Source organism: Flavobacterium amnicola (genome assembly GCF_004122165.1).
Taxonomy (GTDB): domain Bacteria; phylum Bacteroidota; class Bacteroidia; order Flavobacteriales; family Flavobacteriaceae; genus Flavobacterium; species Flavobacterium amnicola.
This window is the reverse complement of sequence record NZ_SBKO01000002.1, coordinates 73,948-99,064: the sequence shown is the minus strand read 5'-3', so window position 1 is coordinate 99,064 and position 25,117 is coordinate 73,948. Positions and strand designations below refer to the sequence as shown.

Genomic DNA, 25,117 nt, shown 5'->3' with positions numbered 1-25,117 from the left:
TTTAAACCTTGCCTTCTTTAATTTCCTCAACAATTTCTGGGTTTAATAAAGTTGAAATATCTCCAAAATTATTGAAATCGCCTTCAGCGATTTTACGTAAAATACGTCGCATAATTTTACCCGAACGTGTTTTAGGCAAACCGCTTACAAACTGAATTTTATCCAACTTCGCTATAGGTCCAATATGGTTGGCGATTTGTTGATTGATTTCCATTGATAAGTTATCACGATCACGATATTCACCGGTTTCTTTCAAAATTACAAATCCGTACAAAGCATTTCCTTTTATATCGTGCGGATAACCTACAATTGCACTTTCGGCCACTGCAGGATGTTCATTAATCGCGTCTTCAATAGGCGCCGTTCCTAAATTATGCCCTGAAACAATAATGACATCGTCTACCCTACCTGTAATTCGGTAATAGCCTACTTCATCACGTAAAGCACCGTCACCTGTAAAATATTTTCCTGGAAAAGCTTTAAAATAGGTGTCAATATAACGTTGATGATCACCCCAAATGGTTCGAGCCATACTCGGCCATGGAAATTTTATGCACAAACTTCCTACTACTTGATTCCCTTCAATTTCATTGCGTAATTCATCCATCAAAACAGGCTGTATTCCTGGTAATGGCAAGGTTGCATACGTAGGTTTGGTTGGGGTTACGAATGGAATCGGTGAAATCATAATACTCCCCGTTTCGGTTTGCCACCAAGTATCTACAATCGGACATTTTTTCTTTCCGACATGATCGTTATACCAATGCCAAGCCTCTTCATTTATAGGCTCCCCTACCGAACCAATTACTTTTAAAGAGGATAAATCGTGTTTGGTAACCCAATCAGTACTTTCTTTAGCTAACGATCGAATAGCAGTGGGTGCGGTATAAAACTGGGTCACTTTGTGCTTATCAATCACTTCCCAAAAGCGTCCAAAATCAGGATATGAAGGAATTCCTTCAAACATTACAGTAGTGGCTCCATTTAATAACGGACCATATACAATATAAGAATGACCTGTTATCCAACCAATATCGGCAGTACACCAAAAAATATCGTTTTCTTCATAATTAAAAATATTTTTAAAGGTATACGCGGTTTGCACCATATAACCTGCTGTGGTGTGCAACATTCCTTTTGGTTTTCCTGTCGATCCCGAAGTATACAATATAAACAACGGATCCTCGGCATCCATAATTTCAGCTACATTATTATCTAAAGCAGCTTCTAAAAGTGGTTCCATCCAAAAATCTCTATTTTCTTGCATTTGAACCGATTGATTAGTTCTTTTTACAACTAAAACTTTTTCAACCGCATCATATTTCTCTAAAGCTTCATCGACAATAGTTTTTAACGGAATCGTTTTATCGCCGCGATAACCACCATCAGCTGTGATAACCATTTTAGCTCCACAATTTTCAATTCTTGAGGCAACTGCAGCAGACGAAAAACCGGCAAATACTACCGAATGTACCGCACCAATTCTTGCACAGGCCAAAACTGAAACTGCCAATTCCGGGATCATAGGTAAGTAAATACAAACGCGATCTCCTTTTTTAATGCCTTGCTCTCGAAGTACATTGGCTAATTTAGAAACTCTAACATATAATTCACTATAGGTAATGTGTTGTGCTGCTTCATCCGGATTATTGGGTTCAAAAATAATCGCTGTTTTGTCACCTTTTCGTGCCAAATGTCTGTCAATACAGTTTTTAACAATATTAAGTTTTCCATTAACAAACCATTTGACATCAGCAGTAGCCATATCAAAATCAACTACTTTATCCCAGCCTTGGTACCAAACAAAATTTTCTTCCGCTATTTTTCCCCAAAATTTACGAGGTTCACGAACCGATTTGTTATAATGTTTAAAATATTGTTCTAAATTATTGACTTTGAAGTAACTCATATTGGTTCGTTTTAATATTCAAAAGTAAAAGAAAAATGCTTAAAAATAAAGAGAAACTTTATTCCTTTTTACAGATATTTTTGCTATTTTTCAAACCTGTTAAACTAATTTTTTATGCAATTTGACCCAAACGAAATTCCTTCGTCTGACGTATATAAATTATTAACCGGAATTGTGATTCCGAGACCAATTGGTTGGATTTCCTCTATTAGCGAAGACGGATATGTCAATCTAGCGCCGTTTTCATTCTTTAATGTAGTTGGCGAAGATCCTCCTCATGTTATGTTTTCAACTGTAAGGACGGGCAACAAAAATAAAGACACTCTCAACAATGTATTGGCAACCAAACAATTTGCAGTGAATATGGTTACCGAAGATTTGGTTGAAAAGATGAATATAACCTCTCAAGCTATTCCTTCCAACGAAAGTGAATTTGAATTAGCAGGCCTTACTCCTATCGCTTCTGTAAAAATTAAAGCTCCACGTGTTGCCGAATGTTTAATTACCATGGAATGCGAATTGGTGCATCATTACTTTTTAGAAGATCATAAAAATGGTGGTGCCTGTATAATGGTTGGTCGTGTTGTTTTATTTCATGTGAATGAAAAAGCAATACTTGAGGGAAGTAAAATAAATATGGAGGTCTATCGACCTGTGGCGCGTTTAGCAGGCTTCAATTATTCGAAACTAGGTGAAATCTTCTCTATTAAAAGATAAATTATGGACAAGTTAGAAATTAAGTGCGCTATGCAAATTCAAAAGCCAATTCATGAAGTTTTTGAAGCAATTATAATTCCTGAAAAAATGTCCAATTATTTCATTTCACAAAGCACTGGAATTATGGAAACAGGAAAAAACCTAATCTGGAAATTTCCTGAATTTGATTTTGAATGTCCAGTAAAAGTCCAAAAAGTTGAAAAAGACAAATACGTTTCTTTTTATTGGGAGAATTCGGGACACGATTTATTAGTAGAAATCACGCTTTCCGAAAAAGAAAACAATTCAACTTTAGTTTCTATTTCCGAAAAAAGCATGGAAAATAATGAAGCTGGTCTACAATGGCTTTCTGGAAATTCTTTTGGATGGTCGAACTTTTTAGCCTGTTTAAAAGCCTATTTAGAATACAATATCAATTTGCGTAAAGGCGCTTTTGATTTTATGAAAAAAAAGTAAAAATATAATTAATGAGGTTCAGATTACTTCGATCCTCGCAATGACAACATGAAAATAACAGTAATTGGTGGAGGTCCCGGCGGACTATATTTCTCAATATTAACCAAAAAAGCATTACCAGATTGTCAAATCGATGTGTACGAACGTAACAAACCAGAGGATAGTTTCGGGTTTGGTGTCGTGTTTTCAGATGAAACCTTAGGTGAGTTCTTAAAACGCGATATGCAATCCTACGAATTAATTCGTAGTGAATTTGCCTATTGGGATGATATTATCGTAGCCCGTGATGGTGAAACTGTCAATATCGCTGGAAATGGTTTTTGCGGTTGTTCTCGAAAAACGTTACTAAAATTATTACACCAACGATGCCAAGAAGAAGGCGTAAATCTTCACTTTGAACAAAATGTAGACGATTTAGAACAATTCGCAGATTCAGATATTATTTTAGCTTCAGACGGAATTGCAAGTGCCATTCGTACGAAATATGAAAAGGAATTCGGCACCAAAATCGAAATGAAGAAAAACCGTTTTGTATGGTTAGGTTCTACAAAACCATTGGATGCTTTTACCTACTTTTTCAGAAATACCCAACACGGTTTAATCGTAGCACATTCCTACCAATATCAAGAAGGAATGAGTACGTGGATTTTCGAATGTTCGGAAGAAACATGGCAAAAACATGGTTTTGAAGTGACTAATGAAGAAGACACAATCACTAAAATCGAAGCTATTTTTGCTGCAGAATTAGACGGTCATTCCCTTATCTCAAATAAATCACATTGGCGCCAATTTCCACACGTAACCAATGAAAATTGGTATCATAAAAATATCGTTTTATTAGGCGATGCTAAAGCCACAGCGCATTATTCTATTGGTTCAGGAACGAAACTTGCTATGGATTCTGCCATTGGTTTATCCGATGCTGTAATTGCGAATCCAACAGATGTCCAAGCCGCTTTTCAACAATATGATAAGTCGAGAAGAAACACCGTTGAAATGATTCAATATGCAGCTTTAGTGTCGTTAGATTGGTTCGAAAACATGAACCGTCACAACCAGCATCCTTTTTATCAATTTGCTTTCGGATGTATGACGCGCGCCAAAAAAGTGACTTTCGAAAACTTACGCTTACGCGATAAATCATTTACAGATAAAGTTCTAGGAGAATTCTTGTTGGCTTCCAGTGCCTCAGCCAACAATTTAAAACAAAACACGTTTCCTGAGATTCTCGAAGCGTTGCCTGAGGCTCTCGAAGGCAAAAGCGCCGCTTTCACACCCTTTAAACTTCGCGATTTACAATTACAAAACCGAATTGTAATGACGCCAATGGGACAATATTCTGCCCAAAACGGATTGGTAAATGATTGGCATTTTCAACATTACACTTCGCGTGCTGTTGGTGGTTTAGGATTGATTTTAACCGAAATGACTGCGGTTTCAGAAAATGGTAGAATTACAGAAGGTTGTGCCGGAATCTATAACGCAACTCAAATTACAGCATGGAAACGCATTAACGATTTCATTCATAATAATACACAAACGAAAATCGGAATTCAATTAGGACATTCGGGTCGAAAAGGTGCAACCAAAAAACCTTGGGAAGATTCGTTTACTGGTTCGAGTTGGGAATTACTTTCTGCGTCTGCGATTCCGTTCAATGAGAATTCAAAAACACCTAAAGAAATAGCAATTGCTGATATGGATTTGGTGACTTCTCAATTCGTACAAGCAACTAAAAATGCTGATGCTGCTGGTTTCGACATGATTGAATTGCAAGCGCATCATGGATTTTTACTGGCGTCTTTCTTATCTCCCTTAACAAATACTCGAACCGATGAATTCGGCGGAAGTATCGAAAACCGATTGAAATTTCCATTACGAATTTTTACAGAAATGAGACATGCGTTTCCAAAAGAAAAACCCATGTCGGTTCGAATTTCTGCTTCCGATTGGGCGCAAAACGGAATTTCAGAAGAAGATGTCATCACCATTGCAACAGCTTTTAAAAACGCGGGTGCCGATATCATCAATGTTTCGACAGGAAATACAGTGGCGAATCAAAAACCGCAAACAGGAAGAATGTGGCAAACGCCATTTTCAGATGCGGTGAGAAATACCGTTCATGTTCCAACCATAACAACAGGTTATATTCAAGATATCGATCAAATCAATACGATTATTTTAAACGGTCGTGCCGATTTAGTAGCCTTAGGAAGACCGTTACTTTTGGATGCAAATTTTGTACGAAATGCACAAGCTTACGAACATTTCCAAGCCACAGACATTCCAAATCCATACAAAATGGGAATTTCACATTTGTACCCGCTAAAAGCTTCCGAAAGAAAACAAACTGAAGGCATGAAAATAGCTTTAAAACCAAAAAGTAATAAGAAGTAATTACTGTTATGAAACATTACGAAGACAATTTCGCACACCTAAGCTTACCCAATCTGGATGTACAACCTGAATATAAATTCTTGGATTTACCACAATTTAATCGACCAGAAATGCTCAATTGTGTTGAAAAATTATTGGACAATCATATTAAAGAAGGTCGAGGAAACACTATCTGTATCAGAACTTTTGAAGAAACTTGGACCTATCAGGATTTGTATGAAAAAGCCAATCAAATTGCTCATGTCTTAATAGACGATTTAAATTTGAAATCTGGGAATAGAGTGTTATTGCGATCAGCTAATAATCCAATGATGGTGGCCTGTTGGTTTGCCGTGCTAAAAGCAGGTGGAATTGTCGTGGCAACCATGCCTTTATTACGCTCCAAAGAGTTAACAACCATTATCGATTGTGCTGAAATTTCACATGCGATTTGTGATAGTGAGTTGGCCGAAGAAATGAATCTAGTCCAATCCGATTTTCTTAAAAAAGTGAGTTTCTACAGAAATTCCGAGGTAGAAAAGTTGCTAGAAAACAAACCAAAAACCTTCCAAAATTATCACTCCAAATCCGATTCGGTAGCTTTGATTGGTTTTACTTCTGGAACTACAGGTTTGCCAAAAATGACGGCACATTATCACAAAGATATATTAAATATTTGCGAAGCCTTTCCTCAATATTCTTTGCAACCAACCCAAAATGATGTATTCATCGGAAGTCCACCCCTTGGTTTTACTTTTGGTTTGGGTGGATTGGTTTTGTTTCCAATGTATTTCGGTGCTTCGACATTCTTAATTGAAAAACCGAGTCCCGATTTATTGTTAAAAGCCATTCAAGAATATAAAGTGACGATTTGTTTCACGGCTCCAACGGCTTGGCGAATTATTACCACAAAAGTCAATGAGTACGATATTTCAAGTCTTCGAAAATGCGTATCCGCTGGAGAAACTTTACCTTTAAAAGTTTGGCAAGATTGGTATGCGGCGACAGGTTTAAAAATCATCGACGGAATTGGAGCTACCGAAATGTTACATATTTTTATTTCTTCTAACGAAGAAAATATGAAACCAGGTGCCACTGGTTTAGCTGTGACTGGTTATGAAGCAAAAATTATCGATACTAACGGAAAGAAATTACCAAGAAATGAACCAGGAAGACTAGCGGTGCGCGGCATTACAGGTTGTAAATATTTAAATCGAGAAGAAAAACAACGAGAATACGTTGAAAATGGCTGGAATATTACTGGTGATATTTTCCGTCAGGATGAAGACGGTTACTTCTATTTTGTAGCACGTGGGGATGATATGATTATTTCTTCTGGCTATAATATTGCCGCAATTGAAGTAGAATCCGTACTTTTAACACACGATGACATTTTAGAATGTGCTGTTGTGGGTTTACCTGATGAAGAACGTGGCATGTTAGTTTGCGCCCATATTGTTTTAAAAGAAACAGATAAAGCAAATGATGAGTTAGCAAAAGCTATTCAACAGTGGTTCAAAGAAGTAGCTGCACCATATAAATACCCTAGAGTAATTAATTTTACCAACAATTTACCTAAAACAGAAACAGGTAAAATCCAACGATTTAAGTTAAAATAATATATGAAATACTTTATCAAAGAACAAAAAATAAAATTCAAACATATTGATTATGCTGGAATTGTTTTTTATCCACGCTTCTTAGAAATGCTAAATGATTTGGTGGAAGATTGGTTTGAAGAAGCCTTGGATCGCCCTTTTCACAAAATGCATCAATCCAACGGAATTCCAACCGTGGACTTAAAAGTGCAATTCAAAAAAGCAGCTCGTTTAGGAGAAACCATAATCAAAGAGCTTTGGGTGAAAGAATTACGCTCTTCTTCCCTACTATGCGGATTTTTATTCAAAAACCAAGAGGGAGAAACCGTTTTAGAAGGTGAAGTGACATTGGTTAACGTAAAAATTGGAGAGGATCGAAAATCCATTGCTGCCGAAGCATTTAACGAAGCAATGAGAGCTAAAATTGGATATTTTCTTATATCAGAATAAAAAAACTATGGACTTTAAAAAATTCAAAGCAGCAACGGTACAAACGTCGCCCGTATTTCTTAACGTAGAAAAAACTGTTGAAAAAGCAATTACTTTTATCAAAGAAGCCAGTCAAAATGGCGCACAACTGATTGCCTTCCCGGAAGTTTTCATAGCTGGGTATCCTTATTGGAATTGGATTATGACACCCGTTCAAGGGAGTAAATGGTACGAAAAACTATACAAATGTTCGGTCAAAACGGATGAAGAAGCAATGCAACCTTTGTTTCAAGCCGCAAAAGAATATAACATTCATATCGTAATTGGAATTAACGAACGTGGTGATAGCTATGGTGAAATTTACAACACGAATTTAATTATCGATAACCACGGAAATTTAATCGGAAAACACCGAAAGTTAGTCCCAACTTGGGCTGAAAAACTAACGTGGACTTCTGGGGATGGTTCTTCTTTAAAAGTATATAATACGGAAATTGGCCCTATTGGAACGTTGGCTTGTGGAGAGAATACCAACACTTTAGCTCGTTTTACACTGCTTTCTCAAGGGGAATTAATTCACATAGCGAATTATATTTCACTACCTGTTGCTCCACCCGATTATAATATGGCGGAAGCCATTAAAATTCGTGCTGCGGCACACTCATTCGAAGGAAAATTGTTTACAATTGTATCCTGTTCGACGATTTCAAAAGAAATTATGGAAGCCTTAAAAGAAGATGTTCCGAATGTTGAAGAATTACTAACTCGTAAAAACTCTGCTTTTTCTGGATTTATTGGTCCGAATGGAGCAGTAATTGGCGAACCATTAATTGACGATGAAGGAATGGTATATGCCGATATCGATTTGGAAAAATGCATTCAACCAAAGCAAATGCACGATATCTTAGGACATTACAACCGTTTTGATATTTTTGATTTGAGAGTAAATATAGCACCAACTAGAAAAATCACCTTTATTGACAATCACGAGGATTTCAATAAAAAATAAAAGCACAACAAAATATGACAAGCAAATCCCCTAATCAATTAAAAAAAATTCTTGGCCTTAGTTTCGGAATTGCTATTTTAATTGGTGGCACCATAGGTGTTGGTATACTAAGAACTCCAGGAACTATTGCTGGAATGTTAGACAACTATTGGCTCATTATTGCTTGTTGGTTATTGGGAGGTATTTATGTCTTGATTGGTGCTGGAACTTATGCCGAATTAGCTTCGATGTTACCAAAGGCTGGTGGTTCTTATAATTATGTGAAACGTGCTTTTGGTGATTATGCCGGATTTATTACCGGTTGGTTTGACTATTTCTCCAATGCTATTGCACCCGCATTCTTTTGTATTGTGATTAGTGAGTATATCGTAATTCTTATGCCGGAATGGCAAAACGAAACAACTGTTATTGCGATGGCTTTCCTCATAGGTTTTACCCTTCTTCATGCTACAGGAATTAAAAGTGGAAGTATTGTACAACAAATCTCCAGTGTTATCAAAGTGATATTGTTTGTCATCTTAATTATCGCCTGCTTTAGCTACACCGGTATTCAAATTGAACCAATAAAAAAAACACCTGCACTAATGGATGCGGGAATTATCATTTCTTTTTTAAAATCATTACAATTGGTTTTAGGAACGTATGATGGCTGGAATGCTGCTTGTTTTTTTGCAGAAGAAGATGAAAATCCAGGGAAGAACATTCCAAGATCATTGTATTTTGGAGCATTGCTAGTCATTGCAATATATATAATCATCAATATGGCTTTTTTATATGTCTTGCCTGTTTCTAATATTGCCAATTCTCCATTAGCAGCTTCAGATGTTGCAAAAGTAGTATTTGGAGAAAAAGGATCTATAGTGGTAACAATCATAGCAATATTTTCTATTATAAGTGTTTTAAATGCCTACATGATGGTGCCCTCTCGAATTTTATATGGAATGAGTCGGGATGGTTTTTTTATCAAAAAAGGGACAATAATTAATACTACTGGTACGCCAATAGTTACGCTGTTAGTGTCTTCTCTATTTGCTTTCATTTTAATTTACATTGGAACTTTTGAAATTTTGTTTTTATTATCCACTTTTATGGCTATCACGGTTTGGGGATCAACCTACGTATCATTAATAAAATTGCGTATTTCAGAACCCAATCTAGAAAGACCCTATAAATCTTGGGGCTATCCATATACTTCCATTTTAATGATCGTATTTTCGATAGCCTTATTTACGGGATTTGCTTATAGCGACAGCAAAAGTTTCCTAGCCATTGTTGGGATAACTTTACTTTCGTACCCTATTTTTTTGTTACTCAAACCTAAATCAAATAAAGAATAATCAACTTAAAAGTTAGAAGATAAATCGTAATTTTACGACTGATTTTTTCGAAAAATAGATATGGAAGGAAAATATTCAGATGACCAAATTGGTCGCGCCAGAGTTAAAGATACTCCCGAATTAGAAGCGTATTACAAAGAGCTCGAAACCCTTGGGGCTGGTGCTTTATGGACCGTTGCTAACGACATTGAACCTTGGGAACCAAGAACTTCTTCTGTTCCTATGCTTTGGAAATATGATGATTTACGGGAATTGGTTTTAAAATCTTCCGAACTGGTTACGCCTGAACAAGCCGGACGTCGCGTTGTTTATTTAGTTAATGACAAGCGCAAAGATGTCAGTGCTGCTGTGGGCTGGCTGTATACTGGTATTCAGGTGACCCGTCCCGGCGAAAGTACCTCCGCGCATCGACATAAAGCTTCTGCCTTACGTTTTATTATGGAAGGCGACAAAGGCTATACCGTTGTAGATGGCAATAAAATCATGTTGGAAGTCAACGATTTTGTGATTACTCCAAATTCTACTTGGCACGAACACGGTGTTGAAGAAGGTGGAAAAACCTGCATTTGGCAAGATGGTTTGGATATTCCATTGGTGAATGCGCTAGAAGCAAATGATTATGCAGTGTATGATGGAAAACAACCTTTAATCAAGCCATTAAATTATTCCCCAATTGCTTATGGTTGCGCCGGATTAATTCCAGCCGACAACGCCTGGGACAAACCGTATTCGCCTTTATTCAAATATTCTTGGAGCAATGTGTATCCAGCACTTTTAGAAGCGCAAAAAGTTTCAGAAATCAATCCGTTTGATGGCATTTTTATGCAATATTCAAATCCGTTAACGGGCGGTCATGTGATGCAAACGATGGGTGCCGCGATGCAATTATTACCAGCTGGTTTCAAAGGGAAAGCGCACAAGCATACAGGTTCTTTTGTGTACCAATGTGCCAAAGGAAAAGGGTATTCTATCATTAACGGAAAACGATTCGATTGGAAAGAAAGAGATATTTTCTGTATTCCTTCTTGGGCTTGGCACGAACATCATAATATATCAGAAACTGAAGATGCTTGTTTATTTCAATTTAACGATTTGCCAGTCATCGAAAGTTTAGGTTTATTCCAGTCTAGAGAATTAGAAGATAATAACGGACATCAACAAATTCAATAACAATAAATAGCACCGGTTTTGCGGTTAAATTCTTAAAAATGAAATTACTTACTTACACCATTGAAGATTCTGAACCTCGTTTAGGGTTTATCCACAACAATCAAGTCATTGATATGGAAGACTTTGGAGATGTGTCCAATTTTCCGTTGCCTAAAACCATGTTAGAGTTAATCGATATGGGATTTGAAGTGATCGAAGAAATCAACGATCTAATTTCCGATACTAGTGATAAACAATTCGATGAAATCGCCTATGCAATAGAAGATGTAACCTTCCTTGCTCCTATTCCAAAACCTAGAAAAAACATTATCGGAATTGGTTTAAATTATACAGAACATGTAGCTGAAAGCGCTAGAACATTAGATACAACTGGCAAACTACCTGCAAAACCCATTATTTTCTCGAAACCACCCACAACCGTTACAGCGACCAATACAAATATTATTAAAAACACAAAATTGACGTCTCAATTGGATTGGGAATGTGAATTAGCGGTGGTTATTGGTAAAAAAGGAAAATACGTGGCCAAAGAAGATGCTTTCGATTATGTTTTCGGATATACTGTAATTAACGATATTTCGGCACGTGATTGTCGTCGTGAAGGACAATGGATTGTTTCCAAAGGACAGGATACTTTTGCACCAATGGGCCCGGTATTAGTCACGAAAGACGAAATTGAAAATCCACACAATCTGAATGTATCCTTAAAAGTAAACGGTATTGAAAAACAAAATTCGAACACGAAATTCATGTTGTTTAACATTAATGATTTAGTGGAAGATTTAAGTACCGTTTTCACCTTAGAGCCTGGCGATATCATTGCAACCGGAACTCCTGCAGGTGTTGGAGCCGGACGTGATCCACAAGAATGGATGTACGATGGCGATGTGGTGGAAGCCACTGTGGAAGGTATTGGTACGATTGTGAATACGATTAAAGAAATTTAAAACTTTGCGAACCATGCGAGGCACCTTTGCGAGCTTTGCGGTTAAATAACTAAAAAATAGCGATTGCTTCGTGCCTCGCAATGACAAAATGAAAAAATACAGAATAGGACAAATAGTTCCATCCTCCAACGTAACGATGGAAACCGAAATACCAGCCATTTTTCGTTCACGTGAAACCATTTTACCAGAACGTTTTACGTTTCACAGTAGTAGAATGCGTATGAAAAAAGTAACCAAAGAAGAATTGGAAGCGATGGATGCCATGAGTTTAAAATGTGCCCAAGAACTATCCGATGCTCATGTAGATGTGATGGGTTATGCGTGTTTGGTGGCGATTATGAGTATGGGCCGCGGGTATCATTGCGTGTCGGAAGTCAATTTACATCAAGAAACCATTGCCAACGACTTCCCTACTCCAATTGTTACTTCGGCTGGCGCTTTAATCAATGGTTTAAAAGTGTTAGGAGCCAAACAAATTTCAATTATTACACCTTATATGCGTCCGTTAACGGATATGGTAGTCGATTATATCGAACATCAAGGCATCAAAGTGAAACAAAGTATTGCGTTGGAAATTCCAGATAATTTGGAAGTAGCGGCGCAAAACCCAATGAATTTATTGGAAATCTACAAACAATTGGATTTAACCGATGTTGATGTTTTAGTCGCTTCAGCTTGTGTGCAAATGCCATCGTTAGAAGCAATCGATTTAATTCAGGCAGAATGCGGCATTCCAGTAACTTCTGCGGCGGTTTGTACGACCTATGAAATGATGAAAAAACTCGAAATAGAAGCAAAATCAGCTATTGGTGGTGAATTACTAAACGGAAACTACTAAAAAAAAGCGCCTCTTAAAAGAGGCACTTTTTTTATGATATAAGATTAATTATGTTTCGTTCTACGGATAGTTCGGTCTAATTGTCTGTCTTTTCTAGCAATATTCGCTCTTTCTTGATCGGTTACAATTCCGTCACTTTTAGCTCTTCGTTCCGCTCTATTAACTTTAACCGCTTTGTGTGCAATTACAGCACCTTCTTTAGCATTAATTTCACCCGACTTCACTCCTTGTGCTACTCTTTTTCTCTCACCTCTCAGGTTCATGTCTTCTTTTTGCTGCGCGAATGAAATTCCAAATGACAATAACGCTACTAATACAACTATTTTTTTCATGATTTTTATTTTTTGGTTTACGGGTATTGGACATTGTGAAATTAAAAAGGTTTAATTTGAATTCAATATTTTTTTGTTACTTTATCCTACAATAAACAAATCATGAGAAAAGCTTTTATTATTTTCAGTACTACCCTTTTAGCTTTAACTGCAATTTTAATATTCGTCAATTGGAAATTTAGTTTCTTACTACTACTCTTTGTTCCGTTAATAGGAATGGGATTGTTTGATATGTTTCAGTCGAAGCAAACCATCAAACGAAACTTTCCACTATTAGGAAGAATGCGTTATGTTTTAGAATCGCTCGGTCCTGAAATGCGTCAGTATTTTATTGAAACTGATACTGATGGAAAACCGTTTACCCGTTTGCAACGCACCTTGGTGTATACTCGAAGTAAAAAGCAAACTTCTACTCAACCCTTCGGAACGCAATTGGATGTATATGATGTAGGTTATGAATGGATCAATCACAGTGTAAAAGCCATTCCGTTCAAAGAAGTAAATGAAAATCCCAAAGTAACCATTGGCTCTTCACAATGTACTAAACCTTACCAAGCAAGCCTGTTTAACATTAGCGCAATGAGCTACGGGTCGTTGAGTAAAAATGCTATTTTAGCCTTAAACTCCGGTGCCAAACAAGGCGGTTTTTATCACAATACTGGTGAGGGCGGACTTTCCCCTTATCACCTAGAACCAGGTGGTGATGTGGTTTGGAATATCGGCACGGGATATTTTAGTACCCGAACTCCGGATGGAAAATTTTCGATAGAAGAATTTAGCAAACGTGCTACTTTGGATAACGTCAAAATGATTGAAATTAAATTCTCTCAAGGCGCAAAACCGGGACATGGTGGCATTTTACCCAAAGAAAAAGTGACCGATGAAATCGCAGCTATTCGATTGGTTGAAAAAGGAAATGATATTGTATCGCCACCCAAACATTCCGCATTTAGCACTCCGTTAGAATTGATGGAATTTGTAAAAGTATTACGGGAACATTCTGGTGGAAAACCTATCGGAATTAAAATCTGTATCGGAAATAAATCGGAATTCATATCGATTTGTAAAGCGATGGTTCAAACCAATACGTATCTTGATTTTATTACAGTGGATGGTGGTGAAGGTGGTACTGGTGCTGCTCCACCCGAATATTCCGACCATGTAGGAATGCCGTTACGCGATGCTTTGGCTTTTGTATATGATTGTTTGAATGGCTTCGGAATAAAAGACCAAATAAAAATTATCGCCAGTGGTAAAGTGATTTCTGGGTTTGATATTATTCGTTGTTTGTCGATTGGTGCCGATTTGTGTAATTCAGCTCGCGGAATGATGTTTGCTTTGGGTTGTATACAGGCTTTAGAATGTCACGCCAATACCTGTCCAACAGGCGTTGCCACCCAAGATCCAAAACTCACCAAAGGTCTAGTTCCGGAAGAAAAAAGTGTTCGTGTGGCAAGATTCCAACATGAAACGGTGAAAAGTGCCATGGAATTAATGGCTTCGGCAGGAATCAATCATCCGGATGGTGTCACTCGTGATGTAGTAAGTACACGTGTAGAACGCAACAAAACTGAAACTTTCGGCGAAACGTTCCCTGAGTTAGAAACCGGTTGTTTTTTGAAGGAAGACACTGTTCCTACTTCCTATCAATATTTTTGGAAAAAGGCGAAAGCAGAGAGTTTTTAATACATCCTTTAAAAGTAAAGTAATATCGAACCAACTATAGAAATAATTCGCCATTTTGAAAAGTACATCAAAGTAAACGATGTATTAAAAGAAGAACTCATTAAAAAATTATCTTTCAAAACTTTTAAAAAAGGCGAAATAATTCATGATGCCAATAAAATTTGTACTCAAAGTTATTTTATACATAAAGGACTAGTTCGTGTCTATTTTTTAAAAGACGGCAAAGAAATAAGTGAGTATTTTAGTTCCGAAACCGAATGGGTAAACTCTCCTCGAAGTTTAAGGCAACAACAAGTAGACATCTACTATTTAGATGCTATAGAAACTACAGAAGCTTTTTGCTTACATGTTAAGGATTTAATATATTTATTTGATAATTTTCCAGAAATGGAAAGGTATGCGAGACTTTCTATGGGAACCGTTTTTGGTCATTTTATGGAACGTATTACTTCAATGCGTTTTACTTCTGCCAAAGAAAGATACCAGCACTTTTGTACTACCTATCATGATATTTATCATCGAATTCCTTTGGGAATGATTGCTTCCTATTTAGGTATTACACAAGAAACTTTAAGTAGAATTCGAGCCGAAAAATGATTTTTTGATCTATATCAAAAGTTATGATACAAAAAGTTGAGATTTTTGTATCAAACAAATAAAATCAATCAAAAATGAAAATTTTTAAATCATCAAAAACTTTATGTCTATTAGTTTTATTAGCTATTACTTTTAAGAACTCTGCACAAACTGTATTAAATACACCTAACATTGAAAGTGTATTATATTTAGGAAAAGGTAAAAACCAACCTCTTATTGTCGGATTAGGTGGATCAGAAGGCGGAAACGCTTGGACAAGCGATTATTGGAAAAAAACTAGAGATCAATTTATAGATAAAGGGTATGCCTTTCTTGCCATTGGATATTTTGGTGCAAATGGAACACCTGAAATTTTAGATAAAATTGCTATTGAAGATGTTTACAATGGCATAAAAGAAGCAACTAAAAACAAAAAGATTAATAAAACTAAAATTGCTATTGTTGGAGGATCACGAGGAGCAGATTTGGCTTTATTACTAGGATCTTATTATAAAGAAATTAAATGTGTTGTTGGTTTGGTTTCTAGTAATGCCGTATTTCCGGGTCATACAGATCATTTTTCAACCTCATGTTGGACATATCAGCAACAAGAACTTCCCTTTGTTCCTGTTAATGAAGAATCTGTTCCTTTTTTAATGAAGCGAGATTTAAGAGGTGCTTTTGAAGCGATGCTAAAGGATACAGCTGCTGTAGAAAAAGCTAGCATCAAAGTAGAAAATATTAATGGTTCAATTTTATTATTGTCTGCAACCAAAGACGAAATTTGTCCTTCTACTCCAATGGCTGATAAAATGATAAGCAGACTTAAAACGAATAAATTTAAATATCATTATGAACACAAAGCTATTGAAGGCACTCACGCTGAACCATTAAAGCATTTTGACTTGGTATTTAGTTTTTTGGGAAATTATTTTATTAAAAAATAAGAGAAAACATAAATCCTCGAGAAAATTCTCGAGGATTTATTATTTAACGAAAATCTCTTTCGATTGACTGATAACGTTTGCGCTTCCTGAGATAGTAATTTCTCCAATTCTATTCGCAATTTTCTCCACGTATTCCATTTCTTTCAATTTCCATAACATTTCGTTTTCTTCCATCAATTTGGCAGTATTCAACAAACTTCTTGTGGCTGCAGTTTCTTCACGTCTCATGATTCTGTTCGCTTGTTGCAGTATAATTGCAACAAGACTGCAATAAGAAACCAACAAAAAAGCCGCTCCAAACGGAACGGCTTTCATTGTTATAATTGACGCTTTTTAGTAAGCCAACAACTCTTTCAATTCTGTTTCAAAACGTACTTTTGGTAAGTATTGATCTTCCAATGATTTCATAAACGGAATCGCACTTTCTAAACTTCCCACTCTACGAACAGGAGCATCTAAATGTTCGAAGCAATTTTCCATAATCATCGAAGAAATATCACTTGCAATTCCTCCAAAAATAGTATCTTCTTGCAAGATAATCACACGGCTTGTTTTCTTAACAGAAGTATAAATCGCTTCCCAATCTAACGGCTGTAACGAACGCAAGTCTAATAAATCAGCTGAAATTTCAGGATTCTTAGTCAAAGTCTCTAAAGCCCAATGTACTCCGGCTCCAAAAGAAATAATCGTTACATCATTTCCTTCTTTCAATAACGCGGCTTTTCCAAAAGGTAACGTGTAATATTCCTTTGGCACATCTTGATACACACTTCTATATAATTGTTTGTGTTCGAAGAACATTACTGGATTCGGATCGTTAATCGCAGTATTTAATAAACCTTTGGCATCATAAGGAAAGGCTGGATATACTACTTTTAAACCTGGTGTTTTGGTAAACCAAGCTTCATTGGTTTGTGAATGGAAGGGTCCTGCTTGCGTCCCACCACCACAAGGCATCCGTACTACCACATCGGCTTTTTCACACCAACGATAGTGTTGCTTCGCCAATAAATTAACAATCGGATTAAAACCAGTCGAAACGAAATCGGCAAACTGCATTTCTACTACTGCTTTGTGTCCGTTAATAGACAAGCCATTAGCTGCCGACACAATAACACTCTCGCAAATTGGTGTGTTACGTACTCTTTCTTTTCCAAATTGTTCCACAAAACCATCGGTAATTTTGAAAGCACCACCATATTCGGCAATGTCTTGTCCCATGATCACTAAATTCTCATGGCGTTCCATCGACTGACGCAATCCATTTGAAATAGCGTCAATGAGGCGGATATTCTCCACTTCTGAAGTAGGTTCAATATTTTCGAATGTATACGGAGCGTATACATCATTTATTTCTTCGTCTAAATCGGCTACAATTTCAGGTTCCGCTTGTACTTTCGCCCAATCCGTATCAATTTCATTTTTAATAGCGGCACGAATTGCTTCATCTTCTTCTTCAGATAAAACAGCTGTTGCTTTTAAATAATTTCTATAGTTCTCTACAGGATCTTTAATTGCCCACATGTCCATTAATTCTTGCGGTACATATTTGGTACCACTCGCCTCCTCGTGCCCACGCATACGGAAGGTTTTGAATTCTAATAAAACAGGACGCGGATTGTCTATCATCGAAGCTTTCAATTCGGAAATTAAAGTATACACTTCTAAGATATTATTTCCATCCACCACATGACTTTCCATTCCGTACCCTACTCCTCTATCGGCTAAGTTTTCACAACGGTATTGTTCATTGGTTGGTGTAGATAATCCGTAACCGTTATTTTCAATCACAAATAAAACCGGTAAATCCCAAACAGAAGCCACATTCAATGCTTCGTGAAAATCACCTTCCGAAGTAGCGCCTTCTCCTGTAAAAACAGCCGTCACTTTTCCGTTTTGTTTTAGTTTATTGGCTAAGGCAATTCCGTCAGCAATTCCTAATTGTGGCCCTAAATGCGAGATCATTCCAATAATATTGAATTCTTGCGTTCCAAAGTGGAAAGAACGGTCACGTCCTTTTGTAAAGCCATTGCGTTTACCTTGCCATTGCGAAAACAAACGGTGTAATGGAATTTCACGAGTAGTGAATACTCCTAAATTTCGGTGCATTGGTAAAATATACTCATCTTTGTCTAAGGCAGTGGTAATTCCAACCGAAATAGCTTCTTGTCCAATTCCAGAAAACCATTTGGATACTTTCCCTTGACGGATAAGAATCAACATTTTTTCTTCGATAAGACGAGGTTTTAAGATGTTCTTATATAAATCTAATAATACTTCGTTGGTTAGATTTTTTCTTTCAAAATTCATGATGGCTTATGGATTTACTATTTTAAAAACTTTCGTGTATTTTTCTCCTTTGACAGTTAGAATATAATTTCCTTTGGCATATGGGAAAGGAATAGTATTCGAACCACTATTTAATATTCTTTTTTCTTCCTGTATTTTTTGCCCTTGTAAGTTAATCAAAGAAAAAGAATACATTCCAGATAAGTGATCACTTGTGATGATTTTTAGCTCTTTATTTTGTACAGGATTCACAATAGAAATTCTGTCAGCAAAGGCATTAAAACTATCTACTCCTAACATTACTTGAGTAAGCGCGCTATTTGCATTCACTCTTCCGCTTCCCATGTAGGTGTCCCAACCAGGAATATCTTCAGAAGCAATTCCAACCTGATCTTGCGCAGTATTCATAATAATAGTTCGCATTTGTGCAGGAGTTAAGGCAGGATTTTTCGATTTTAATAAGGAAGCTATTCCAGCTACTAAAGGTGTTGCTTGGGAAGTTCCTCCCCAATACGAGTTATAGTCGGTGTTATTTGCAATTCCTAATCCCCAAATATAATTTCCAGGCGCCACTACATTAATATGATTACCATAATTACTTCCTGAAGTACCACTCCAGAAGAATGGATTCGTACGTTGATCGTTAGAATTGGTAGAACCCACCGCCATTACATTCGATTTTGTGGTAGCATAGCCTGCGGGATAATATGTTGTATTGTTATTAAAGTTCATCATACAAGCTATAAAAAGTACCCCGTTTGTATTGGCGTAATCCAAAGCATTAGAAACCAGTGTACTTGCCCCACTTCCGCCAATAGACATGCTTATGATTTTGGCACCATTATCCACGGCATAATAAATACTATTGGCCATGTTTGCATATGTACCACTATTCGCATTATTCAATACTTTTAGCGGCATAATTTTACTATTCCAATTGGCACCCGTATATCCAATACTATTATTCGATACCGTACCAATTATTCCGGCACAATTGGAACCATGTCCATGATCATCCGTTGGATTGTTATCAGCGTTTACCCAATCCCATCCTCTGTAATCATCAATTAAACCATTTCCATCATTATCAATACCATCAATTGGTTCAGATGCTTTATTCCAAACTCTTGAAGCAATATCTACGTGGGTCATATTCAATCCAGAATCAGAAACTGCAATAATTAAGTTAGGGTCTCCGGTTTCTATATTCCAAGCCAACTCCATATCAACATCAGCGTCAAATACTGAAGAATAAGGCATTCCTGAAACGGTGAAACTTCCATCATTGTATAGTCCCCATTGTCTGGAAAAATATAAATCATTTGGAAAAAGAAAAGTGTTCGTTCCGCGAACCCCTCCTGCTTCAGCAAGATAATTAGGTTCTGCGAATGCAATTTCTTTTACTGTTTGATATTCTTTGGTGGCAGCACTTATATCTCTGGTATCCGAAAAGGTAATTAAATAGGTAGTAGCTTCTTTAGTATTTCCAATTATTTCAACATCAACAACAGCATATTTTTGGTTCAAATCATCAATTGCCGGTATACCAAAAGTATTAGTATTGGAATTGAATTGCGTCGGATTAGCATGCAAACCAATTATCAATTGATTTTCTACATAATTTAATTTTTGTGAGAACATTGCAAAATTTGCACATAAAAATAAGAACAAAATTGCACGGAACATTGGATTTTTCATTATAGATAACACTTGTATTAAATAGAATGCCAAAAGTAAAAAAAAATAACAGGAACTCCTTACTTTGTTATATTTTTTTAAAATGTTAATAACTTTTAAAATTCCAATAAAAATTTTATATTTATCTTTGTTTTATAAAGGGCTCAAGCCTTTAGTAAGTTATTAACATATTTTTTTAAAAAAGATGCAAAACATTCCAAGTGTTGACTTACGTGATTTCCTATCGGGTGACCCGGTACGTAAACAAAAATTTGTAAATGAAATCGGAAAAGCGTACGAAGAAATAGGCTTCGTAGCATTAAAAGGTCATTTTCTAGATGACAAATTAGTTGAGGATTTATATTCTGAAGTGCGTAACTTCTTTTCGCTTCCTCTTGAAACAAAAGAAAAATACGAAATCCCAGGAATTGGAGGACAAAGAGGCTATATTTCTTTCGGGAAAGAGCATGCTAAAGGTCGTTCAGCAGGAGATTTAAAAGAATTTTGGCATTTTGGCCAGTATGTAGAGGCAGATTCTAAATATGCTGCGGAGTACCCTGCCAATGTTGAAGTAGAAGAATTACCACATTTCAATGAAGTAGGTAAAGAAGCGTATCAAATGCTTGAAAAAACAGGCGTTTATGTATTAAGAGCTTTAGCTATTTATATCGGTTTGGATGAGTTTTATTTTGACAAATATGCCAACCAAGGAAATAGTATTTTAAGACCAATTCACTACCCTCCTATCACTAGCGAACCAGCTGATGGTGCGGTACGTGCTGCGGCTCATGGTGATATCAACTTGATTACCTTATTAATGGGTGCTCAAGGAAAAGGATTACAAGTTCAAAATCATGACGGACAATGGATTGATGCCATTGCAGAACCAGATGAATTGGTAATTAATGTGGGCGACATGTTATCGCGTCACACAAACAATAAATTAAAATCAACCATTCACCAAGTGGTAAATCCGCCTAGAGAATTATGGGGAACTTCACGTTACTCAATCCCTTTCTTTATGCATCCAGTAAGTGACATGTCACTAAACTGTTTACCAGAATGTATTGATGCCGATCACCCAAAATTATATGAAGATATTACCGCTGGTGATTTCTTATACGAGCGTTTGGTTGATTTAGGATTGATTAAAAAGTAAATTTAAATCAAAATAGAAGATTCCAAATTCCATGAAATAATTGGAATTTGGGATTTTTGTTTTTTGTAATTTTACAGAATTATGGATTTACAAGACCAATTAAAAAACCTTTTTCCCGATCATATTCCTTCTAATGAACCTGAAATTCAAGAAGAAAAAGAACATGAATTATTCGTTCAAAAAGAACCTATGATTTGTAAATATGAAAAACGAAAAGGAAAACCCACAACGATTATTGCTGGATATGAAGGCGAAGAAGAAGACTTTAAACTACTCGCTAAAGAAATTAAAAACAAATTAGCGGTTGGTGGAAGTTTTAAAGATGGGGAAATTATTATTCAAGGCGATTACCGTGACAGAATAATGAATATCCTTAAAGAAAAAGGATTTAAAGTAAAACGCGTAGGCGGATAAAAAATAAAATTATGTCAGAAATAAAATCATCAGAATTAATTCTGAATCCAGACGGAAGTGTCTATCATTTAAACTTACGTCCAGAAAATATTGCCCATGATATCATCTTTGTGGGAGATCAAGAACGTGTTGCTAAAATTACCCAACATTTTGATAGTATCGAATTTTCAACCCAAAAAAGAGAATTCAAAACCGAAACCGGAATGTACAAAGGCAAAAGATTAACGGTTCAATCTACAGGAATTGGTCCAGATAATATTGATATTGTATTTAACGAATTGGATGCGTTGGTCAATGTTGATTTAGCAACCAGAACGATTAAACCAAACCATACGGCATTAAACATTGTACGTATCGGAACTTCAGGTTCGTTACAAGCGGATATTCCAGTAGATAGCTGGGTAATGAGCAAATACGCCATTGGCTTAGACAACATGCTTCGTTCTTATTTAATTGAAGAACATTCTGTTGCCGATTTAGAAGACGCTTTCATTGCACAAACCAATTGGGATTTACGCAAAGGTCGTCCAACGGTAGTACCTTGTGCCGCAGCCTTAGAGGATAAAATATACTCCGATAAATTTCACAAAGGATTTACCGGAACAGCTGGAGGATTTTATGGTCCACAAGGTCGTGTCGTTCGTTTGAATATTCAAGATCCAAATTTAAATAAGAAAATGGATGCTTTTAATTATAACGGAACACGAATGACCAACCTAGAAATGGAAACATCAGCTATTTACGGTCTTGGGAAATTATTAGGTCACAATTGCCTTTCTTTAAATGCTATTATTGCCAACAGAGCGGTGGGTGAATTTAGCTCCAATCCAGAACAAACAGTAAACGATTTGATTAAATACACATTGGATAAGTTGGTAGAATAATAATGGATTTTATTTCTCATTTACTCTACAAACCTATTGGAAATTTTTGTCTCGCTGTTGGTGGAATTTTTAGGTTCCTATTCTTCCAATTGGTAAATGTTGTTTATAGTAAAAATTACCCAAACGAGTTAAATTATTATATATCTTCAATTTCTGAAGAGAAAGAAACACTTGATAAACATGGTTTTACGAAAGGACAAAAGAATTTTTTAATCTTTATTTTAATCTTTGTTTTATTTATAGTTATTGTTGAAAAAATTGAATCGAATATTTGAGAAATGAAATTAGTACTCGAAACGCCACGCCTGCACCTTCGCCCACTTGAATTAAGTGATGCAGAAGGCATGTTCTTGTTAGATAGCAATCCAAATGTTCATGTATACCTTGGAAACAAACCTGTTAAAACGATAGCAGAAAGTATTGGTTATATTGAAAACATACAAAATCAATACAAAACTAATGGAATCGGTCGTTTTGCAGTAATTCATAAAGAATCTGGTGAATTTTTAGGCTGGAGTGGGATTAAATTTATCACTGAGGAAGAAAACAATCATAATAACTTTTATGAAATTGGTTACCGATTTCGTGAGGAATTCTGGGGAAAAGGTTATGCCTATGAAACAGCCAAAGCTTGGTTTGAATATGCTTTTAACGAACTAAAAGTAGATACTTTATATGCTTCTGCACATATTGACAACTTAGCCTCAAGAAAGGTTTTAGAAAAAATTGGATTGAAATTAAAAAACGAATTCACTTGGAATAATGACGTTCCTTGTGTTTGGTATGCCTCAAATTAACTTATGAATCTACTACTCGAAACGCCACGCCTGCTCCTTCGCCCGCTTGTATTAAGTGATGCGGAAGCATTGTTTGAATTGAATAAAAATCCGGAAGTACATAAATACTTGTGGCAAACGCCTGAAAAGGAAATCGAAGAAAGCATCAAGGTGATTGAATATGTAAATCGTCAATATGCCGAAAATAACATTGGCCGATTTGCCACTATCTTAAAAGAAACAGGAGAATTTATAGGTTGGACAGGAATCAAATTCGTAAATGATCACATTGAAAATGGCAATACTAATTTTTTCGATTATGGTTACCGTTTGGCGGAACCCTTTTGGAATAAAGGCTATGCGACTGAGGCTACAAAATTTTGGTTGGACTACGGTTTTACCCAAATGAATATTGAAAAAATGAATGCGTATACGCATGCTCAAAACGGAGCTTCCAATCACATTTTACAAAAATCAGGCATGGTATTTATGGAAGATTATACCGATGCAGTCGGTGTTATATGGAAATGGTGGCAAATGAATAATCCAAACGGATAATGTGACTTCGAGAACCTCAGTCACCAGTTGATAAAAGCTCTCGATGTGACTTCGAGAACCTCAGTCACCAGTTGACAAAAGCTATCGATGTTGGCTGAGGTGTCACACTGAGCTTGTCGAAGTGCTCTCGAAACCAACAATTATTAAATTATTTAGTATATAAATATGAAAACTGTAAAAATAGTAGGTGTTCCAGAACATTTTAATCTGCCGTGGCATTTGTGTATCGAAAATGGGGAATTTGAAGTCACTGGTATCGACTTGCAATGGACCGATGTTCCGGAAGGCACCGGAAAAATGTGTCAGATGCTTCGTGACGGTGAAACTGATATTGCTGTTATCCTTACGGAAGGCATCCTAAAAGATATCGCTGCCGGAAATGACTCCTCTATTATACAGGTTTATGTGCAATCTCCATTAATTTGGGGAATACACGTGGATGCAAAATCAAAATACAATCAACTATCTGATTTAGAAAATACTACAAGCGCTATTTCACGTATCGGTTCAGGTTCTCATTTGATGAGTTTTGTCAATGCCGAACAACAAAATTGGGATACAGCCAACTTGAAATTTGAAATTGTTAATACCATCGATGGCGCTGTGGAAGCGCTTCAAAAGGGTAAAGCCGACTATTTTATGTGGGAACGCTTTATGACCAAACCTTTAGTAGACAAAGGTACTTTTAAAAGAATTGCCGACTGCCCTACTCCCTGGCCTTGTTTTGTCATTGCTGTTCGTAATGAGTTTTTAGCGAAAAATGCTTCTACAATAGAATTAATCTTAGAAACCATCAACAATACCACTATTGAATTTAAAAGCATTCCGAGTATTGACAGAACTTTGGCTTCGCGATACCATCAAAAATTGGAAGACATTCAGGAGTGGTTGAAATTGACTCGTTGGTCACAAAAAAAATTAGATAAAAACACTTTCGAAAAAGTCCAAAATCAACTGCATCAGTTAAATTTAATAGAAAATAAAATTTCGTTTGAAGCGGTCGTTAAATAATTCGTTATTTTTACCGTTTTAG

At 36.3% G+C, this 25,117-nt stretch carries 23 protein-coding genes and 2 pseudogenes; 20 read left to right on the top strand and 5 right to left on the bottom strand.

All coding sequences use genetic code 11. The features are described from left to right. Window position 1: 1 nt before the first annotated feature. Window positions 2–1,909: an acetate--CoA ligase gene (gene acs / locus EQG63_RS05945; RefSeq protein ID WP_129435441.1), complete on the bottom strand. Its 1,908-nt coding sequence runs from the start codon at window positions 1,907–1,909 to the stop codon at window positions 2–4. A 114-nt stretch (window positions 1,910–2,023) separates the two neighbouring features. Here acs and EQG63_RS05940 point away from each other — a divergent pair, with 114 nt between their 5' ends. The 10 genes from EQG63_RS05940 (at window position 2,024) to EQG63_RS05895 (ending at window position 12,786) form a co-directional block, all read left to right on the top strand. After that, window positions 2,024–2,626, top strand: a complete 603-nt coding sequence (locus EQG63_RS05940; RefSeq protein WP_129435440.1) for a flavin reductase family protein — start codon at window positions 2,024–2,026, stop codon at window positions 2,624–2,626. Window positions 2,627–2,629: 3 nt separating this feature from the next. Further along, window positions 2,630–3,082, top strand: a complete 453-nt coding sequence (locus tag EQG63_RS05935) for an SRPBCC domain-containing protein (RefSeq protein WP_129435439.1) — start codon at window positions 2,630–2,632, stop codon at window positions 3,080–3,082. A 48-nt stretch (window positions 3,083–3,130) separates the two neighbouring features. After that, window positions 3,131–5,479 (top strand): oxidoreductase, encoded by a 2,349-nt coding sequence (locus tag EQG63_RS05930; protein WP_129435438.1) that lies wholly within the window; start codon window positions 3,131–3,133, stop codon window positions 5,477–5,479. Between the two features lie 8 nt (window positions 5,480–5,487). Continuing rightward, the gene (locus EQG63_RS05925) at window positions 5,488–7,077 is read left to right on the top strand and encodes an AMP-binding protein (RefSeq protein ID WP_129435437.1); all 1,590 of its coding nucleotides are present in this window, start codon (window positions 5,488–5,490) and stop codon (window positions 7,075–7,077) included. Between the two features lie 3 nt (window positions 7,078–7,080). Then, complete coding sequence (locus EQG63_RS05920) at window positions 7,081–7,506, top strand: acyl-CoA thioesterase (RefSeq protein WP_129435436.1); 426 nt, start codon at window positions 7,081–7,083, stop codon at window positions 7,504–7,506. Between the two features lie 7 nt (window positions 7,507–7,513). Continuing rightward, the gene (locus EQG63_RS05915) at window positions 7,514–8,494 is read left to right on the top strand and encodes a carbon-nitrogen hydrolase family protein (RefSeq protein ID WP_129435435.1); all 981 of its coding nucleotides are present in this window, start codon (window positions 7,514–7,516) and stop codon (window positions 8,492–8,494) included. 14 nt (window positions 8,495–8,508) lie between these two features. Further along, window positions 8,509–9,831, top strand: coding sequence for an APC family permease (locus tag EQG63_RS05910; protein WP_129435434.1), 1,323 nt, complete (start codon window positions 8,509–8,511; stop codon window positions 9,829–9,831). A gap of 60 nt (window positions 9,832–9,891) precedes the next feature. Then, window positions 9,892–11,001, top strand: coding sequence for a cupin domain-containing protein (locus EQG63_RS05905; RefSeq protein WP_129435433.1), 1,110 nt, complete (start codon window positions 9,892–9,894; stop codon window positions 10,999–11,001). Between the two features lie 38 nt (window positions 11,002–11,039). Next, window positions 11,040–11,948, top strand: a complete 909-nt coding sequence (locus tag EQG63_RS05900) for a fumarylacetoacetate hydrolase family protein (protein WP_129435432.1) — start codon at window positions 11,040–11,042, stop codon at window positions 11,946–11,948. A gap of 88 nt (window positions 11,949–12,036) precedes the next feature. Continuing rightward, window positions 12,037–12,786 carry a maleate cis-trans isomerase family protein gene (locus tag EQG63_RS05895; protein WP_317125544.1) on the top strand — a complete coding sequence of 250 codons (750 nt, stop codon included), beginning with the start codon at window positions 12,037–12,039 and terminating at the stop codon, window positions 12,784–12,786. Between the two features lie 44 nt (window positions 12,787–12,830). Here EQG63_RS05895 and EQG63_RS05890 read toward each other — a convergent pair whose 3' ends face one another. Next, window positions 12,831–13,118 (bottom strand): hypothetical protein, encoded by a 288-nt coding sequence (locus EQG63_RS05890; RefSeq protein WP_129435431.1) that lies wholly within the window; start codon window positions 13,116–13,118, stop codon window positions 12,831–12,833. A gap of 102 nt (window positions 13,119–13,220) precedes the next feature. Between EQG63_RS05890 and EQG63_RS05885 the strand changes: the two genes are divergently transcribed. The 4 genes and pseudogenes from EQG63_RS05885 (at window position 13,221) to EQG63_RS05875 (ending at window position 16,327) form a co-directional block, all read left to right on the top strand. Further along, window positions 13,221–14,804, top strand: a complete 1,584-nt coding sequence (locus tag EQG63_RS05885) for an FMN-binding glutamate synthase family protein (protein WP_129435430.1) — start codon at window positions 13,221–13,223, stop codon at window positions 14,802–14,804. Window positions 14,805–14,828: 24 nt separating this feature from the next. Beyond that, window positions 14,829–15,167 (top strand): annotated as a pseudogene (locus EQG63_RS12425) (Crp/Fnr family transcriptional regulator); the annotation flags it as partial. 24 nt (window positions 15,168–15,191) lie between these two features. Next, window positions 15,192–15,401, top strand: a complete 210-nt coding sequence (locus tag EQG63_RS12355; protein WP_235827813.1) for a cyclic nucleotide-binding domain-containing protein — start codon at window positions 15,192–15,194, stop codon at window positions 15,399–15,401. A 74-nt stretch (window positions 15,402–15,475) separates the two neighbouring features. Beyond that, on the top strand, window positions 15,476–16,327 hold the full coding sequence (locus tag EQG63_RS05875) for an acyl-CoA thioester hydrolase/BAAT C-terminal domain-containing protein (RefSeq protein WP_129435429.1): 852 nt from the start codon (window positions 15,476–15,478) through the stop codon (window positions 16,325–16,327). Window positions 16,328–16,366: 39 nt separating this feature from the next. Here the strand turns inward: EQG63_RS05875 and EQG63_RS05870 are convergent. From EQG63_RS05870 to EQG63_RS05860, 3 genes and pseudogenes are all read right to left on the bottom strand, one after another. Next, window positions 16,367–16,576, bottom strand: a pseudogene (locus EQG63_RS05870) (slipin family protein); the annotation flags it as partial. An 84-nt stretch (window positions 16,577–16,660) separates the two neighbouring features. Then, window positions 16,661–18,637 (bottom strand): alpha-ketoacid dehydrogenase subunit alpha/beta, encoded by a 1,977-nt coding sequence (locus tag EQG63_RS05865; protein WP_129435428.1) that lies wholly within the window; start codon window positions 18,635–18,637, stop codon window positions 16,661–16,663. A gap of 6 nt (window positions 18,638–18,643) precedes the next feature. Beyond that, window positions 18,644–20,257 (bottom strand): S8 family serine peptidase, encoded by a 1,614-nt coding sequence (locus EQG63_RS05860; protein WP_164974468.1) that lies wholly within the window; start codon window positions 20,255–20,257, stop codon window positions 18,644–18,646. 241 nt (window positions 20,258–20,498) lie between these two features. Here EQG63_RS05860 and EQG63_RS05855 point away from each other — a divergent pair, with 241 nt between their 5' ends. From EQG63_RS05855 to EQG63_RS05830, 6 genes are all read left to right on the top strand, one after another. Then, complete coding sequence (locus tag EQG63_RS05855) at window positions 20,499–21,452, top strand: isopenicillin N synthase family dioxygenase (RefSeq protein WP_129435426.1); 954 nt, start codon at window positions 20,499–20,501, stop codon at window positions 21,450–21,452. An 81-nt stretch (window positions 21,453–21,533) separates the two neighbouring features. Beyond that, complete coding sequence (locus EQG63_RS05850) at window positions 21,534–21,866, top strand: translation initiation factor (protein ID WP_129435425.1); 333 nt, start codon at window positions 21,534–21,536, stop codon at window positions 21,864–21,866. 11 nt (window positions 21,867–21,877) lie between these two features. Beyond that, window positions 21,878–22,750: a nucleoside phosphorylase gene (locus EQG63_RS05845; protein WP_129435424.1), complete on the top strand. Its 873-nt coding sequence runs from the start codon at window positions 21,878–21,880 to the stop codon at window positions 22,748–22,750. Between the two features lie 278 nt (window positions 22,751–23,028). Continuing rightward, window positions 23,029–23,547, top strand: coding sequence for a GNAT family N-acetyltransferase (locus tag EQG63_RS05840; RefSeq protein ID WP_129435423.1), 519 nt, complete (start codon window positions 23,029–23,031; stop codon window positions 23,545–23,547). 3 nt (window positions 23,548–23,550) lie between these two features. Next, window positions 23,551–24,084 (top strand): GNAT family N-acetyltransferase, encoded by a 534-nt coding sequence (locus EQG63_RS05835; protein ID WP_129435422.1) that lies wholly within the window; start codon window positions 23,551–23,553, stop codon window positions 24,082–24,084. 165 nt (window positions 24,085–24,249) lie between these two features. After that, window positions 24,250–25,095, top strand: coding sequence for a substrate-binding domain-containing protein (locus tag EQG63_RS05830; protein ID WP_129435421.1), 846 nt, complete (start codon window positions 24,250–24,252; stop codon window positions 25,093–25,095). Window positions 25,096–25,117: the final 22 nt, after the last annotated feature.

Bases quoted from the DNA above. Each gene is read 5' to 3' on its own strand.
- EQG63_RS05905 (WP_129435433.1), top strand. From the start codon at position 9,892: ATGGAAGGAAAATATTCAGATGACCAAATTGGTCGCGCCAGAGTTAAA.
- EQG63_RS05900 (WP_129435432.1), top strand. From the start codon at position 11,040: ATGAAATTACTTACTTACACCATTGAAGATTCTGAACCTCGTTTAGGG.
- EQG63_RS05845 (WP_129435424.1), top strand. From the start codon at position 21,878: ATGTCAGAAATAAAATCATCAGAATTAATTCTGAATCCAGACGGAAGT.
- EQG63_RS05840 (WP_129435423.1), top strand. From the start codon at position 23,029: ATGAAATTAGTACTCGAAACGCCACGCCTGCACCTTCGCCCACTTGAA.
- EQG63_RS05895 (WP_317125544.1), top strand. From the start codon at position 12,037: ATGAAAAAATACAGAATAGGACAAATAGTTCCATCCTCCAACGTAACG.
- EQG63_RS05860 (WP_164974468.1), bottom strand. From the start codon at position 20,257: ATGTTCTCACAAAAATTAAATTATGTAGAAAATCAATTGATAATTGGT.
- EQG63_RS05885 (WP_129435430.1), top strand. From the start codon at position 13,221: ATGAGAAAAGCTTTTATTATTTTCAGTACTACCCTTTTAGCTTTAACT.
- EQG63_RS05930 (WP_129435438.1), top strand. From the start codon at position 3,131: ATGAAAATAACAGTAATTGGTGGAGGTCCCGGCGGACTATATTTCTCA.
- EQG63_RS05830 (WP_129435421.1), top strand. From the start codon at position 24,250: ATGAAAACTGTAAAAATAGTAGGTGTTCCAGAACATTTTAATCTGCCG.
- EQG63_RS05865 (WP_129435428.1), bottom strand. From the start codon at position 18,637: ATGAATTTTGAAAGAAAAAATCTAACCAACGAAGTATTATTAGATTTA.
- EQG63_RS05940 (WP_129435440.1), top strand. From the start codon at position 2,024: ATGCAATTTGACCCAAACGAAATTCCTTCGTCTGACGTATATAAATTA.
- acs (WP_129435441.1), bottom strand. From the start codon at position 1,909: ATGAGTTACTTCAAAGTCAATAATTTAGAACAATATTTTAAACATTAT.
- EQG63_RS12355 (WP_235827813.1), top strand. From the start codon at position 15,192: ATGGAAAGGTATGCGAGACTTTCTATGGGAACCGTTTTTGGTCATTTT.
- EQG63_RS05850 (WP_129435425.1), top strand. From the start codon at position 21,534: ATGGATTTACAAGACCAATTAAAAAACCTTTTTCCCGATCATATTCCT.
- EQG63_RS05935 (WP_129435439.1), top strand. From the start codon at position 2,630: ATGGACAAGTTAGAAATTAAGTGCGCTATGCAAATTCAAAAGCCAATT.
- EQG63_RS05875 (WP_129435429.1), top strand. From the start codon at position 15,476: ATGAAAATTTTTAAATCATCAAAAACTTTATGTCTATTAGTTTTATTA.
- EQG63_RS05890 (WP_129435431.1), bottom strand. From the start codon at position 13,118: ATGAAAAAAATAGTTGTATTAGTAGCGTTATTGTCATTTGGAATTTCA.
- EQG63_RS05920 (WP_129435436.1), top strand. From the start codon at position 7,081: ATGAAATACTTTATCAAAGAACAAAAAATAAAATTCAAACATATTGAT.
- EQG63_RS05910 (WP_129435434.1), top strand. From the start codon at position 8,509: ATGACAAGCAAATCCCCTAATCAATTAAAAAAAATTCTTGGCCTTAGT.
- EQG63_RS05925 (WP_129435437.1), top strand. From the start codon at position 5,488: ATGAAACATTACGAAGACAATTTCGCACACCTAAGCTTACCCAATCTG.
- EQG63_RS05835 (WP_129435422.1), top strand. From the start codon at position 23,551: ATGAATCTACTACTCGAAACGCCACGCCTGCTCCTTCGCCCGCTTGTA.
- EQG63_RS05855 (WP_129435426.1), top strand. From the start codon at position 20,499: ATGCAAAACATTCCAAGTGTTGACTTACGTGATTTCCTATCGGGTGAC.
- EQG63_RS05915 (WP_129435435.1), top strand. From the start codon at position 7,514: ATGGACTTTAAAAAATTCAAAGCAGCAACGGTACAAACGTCGCCCGTA.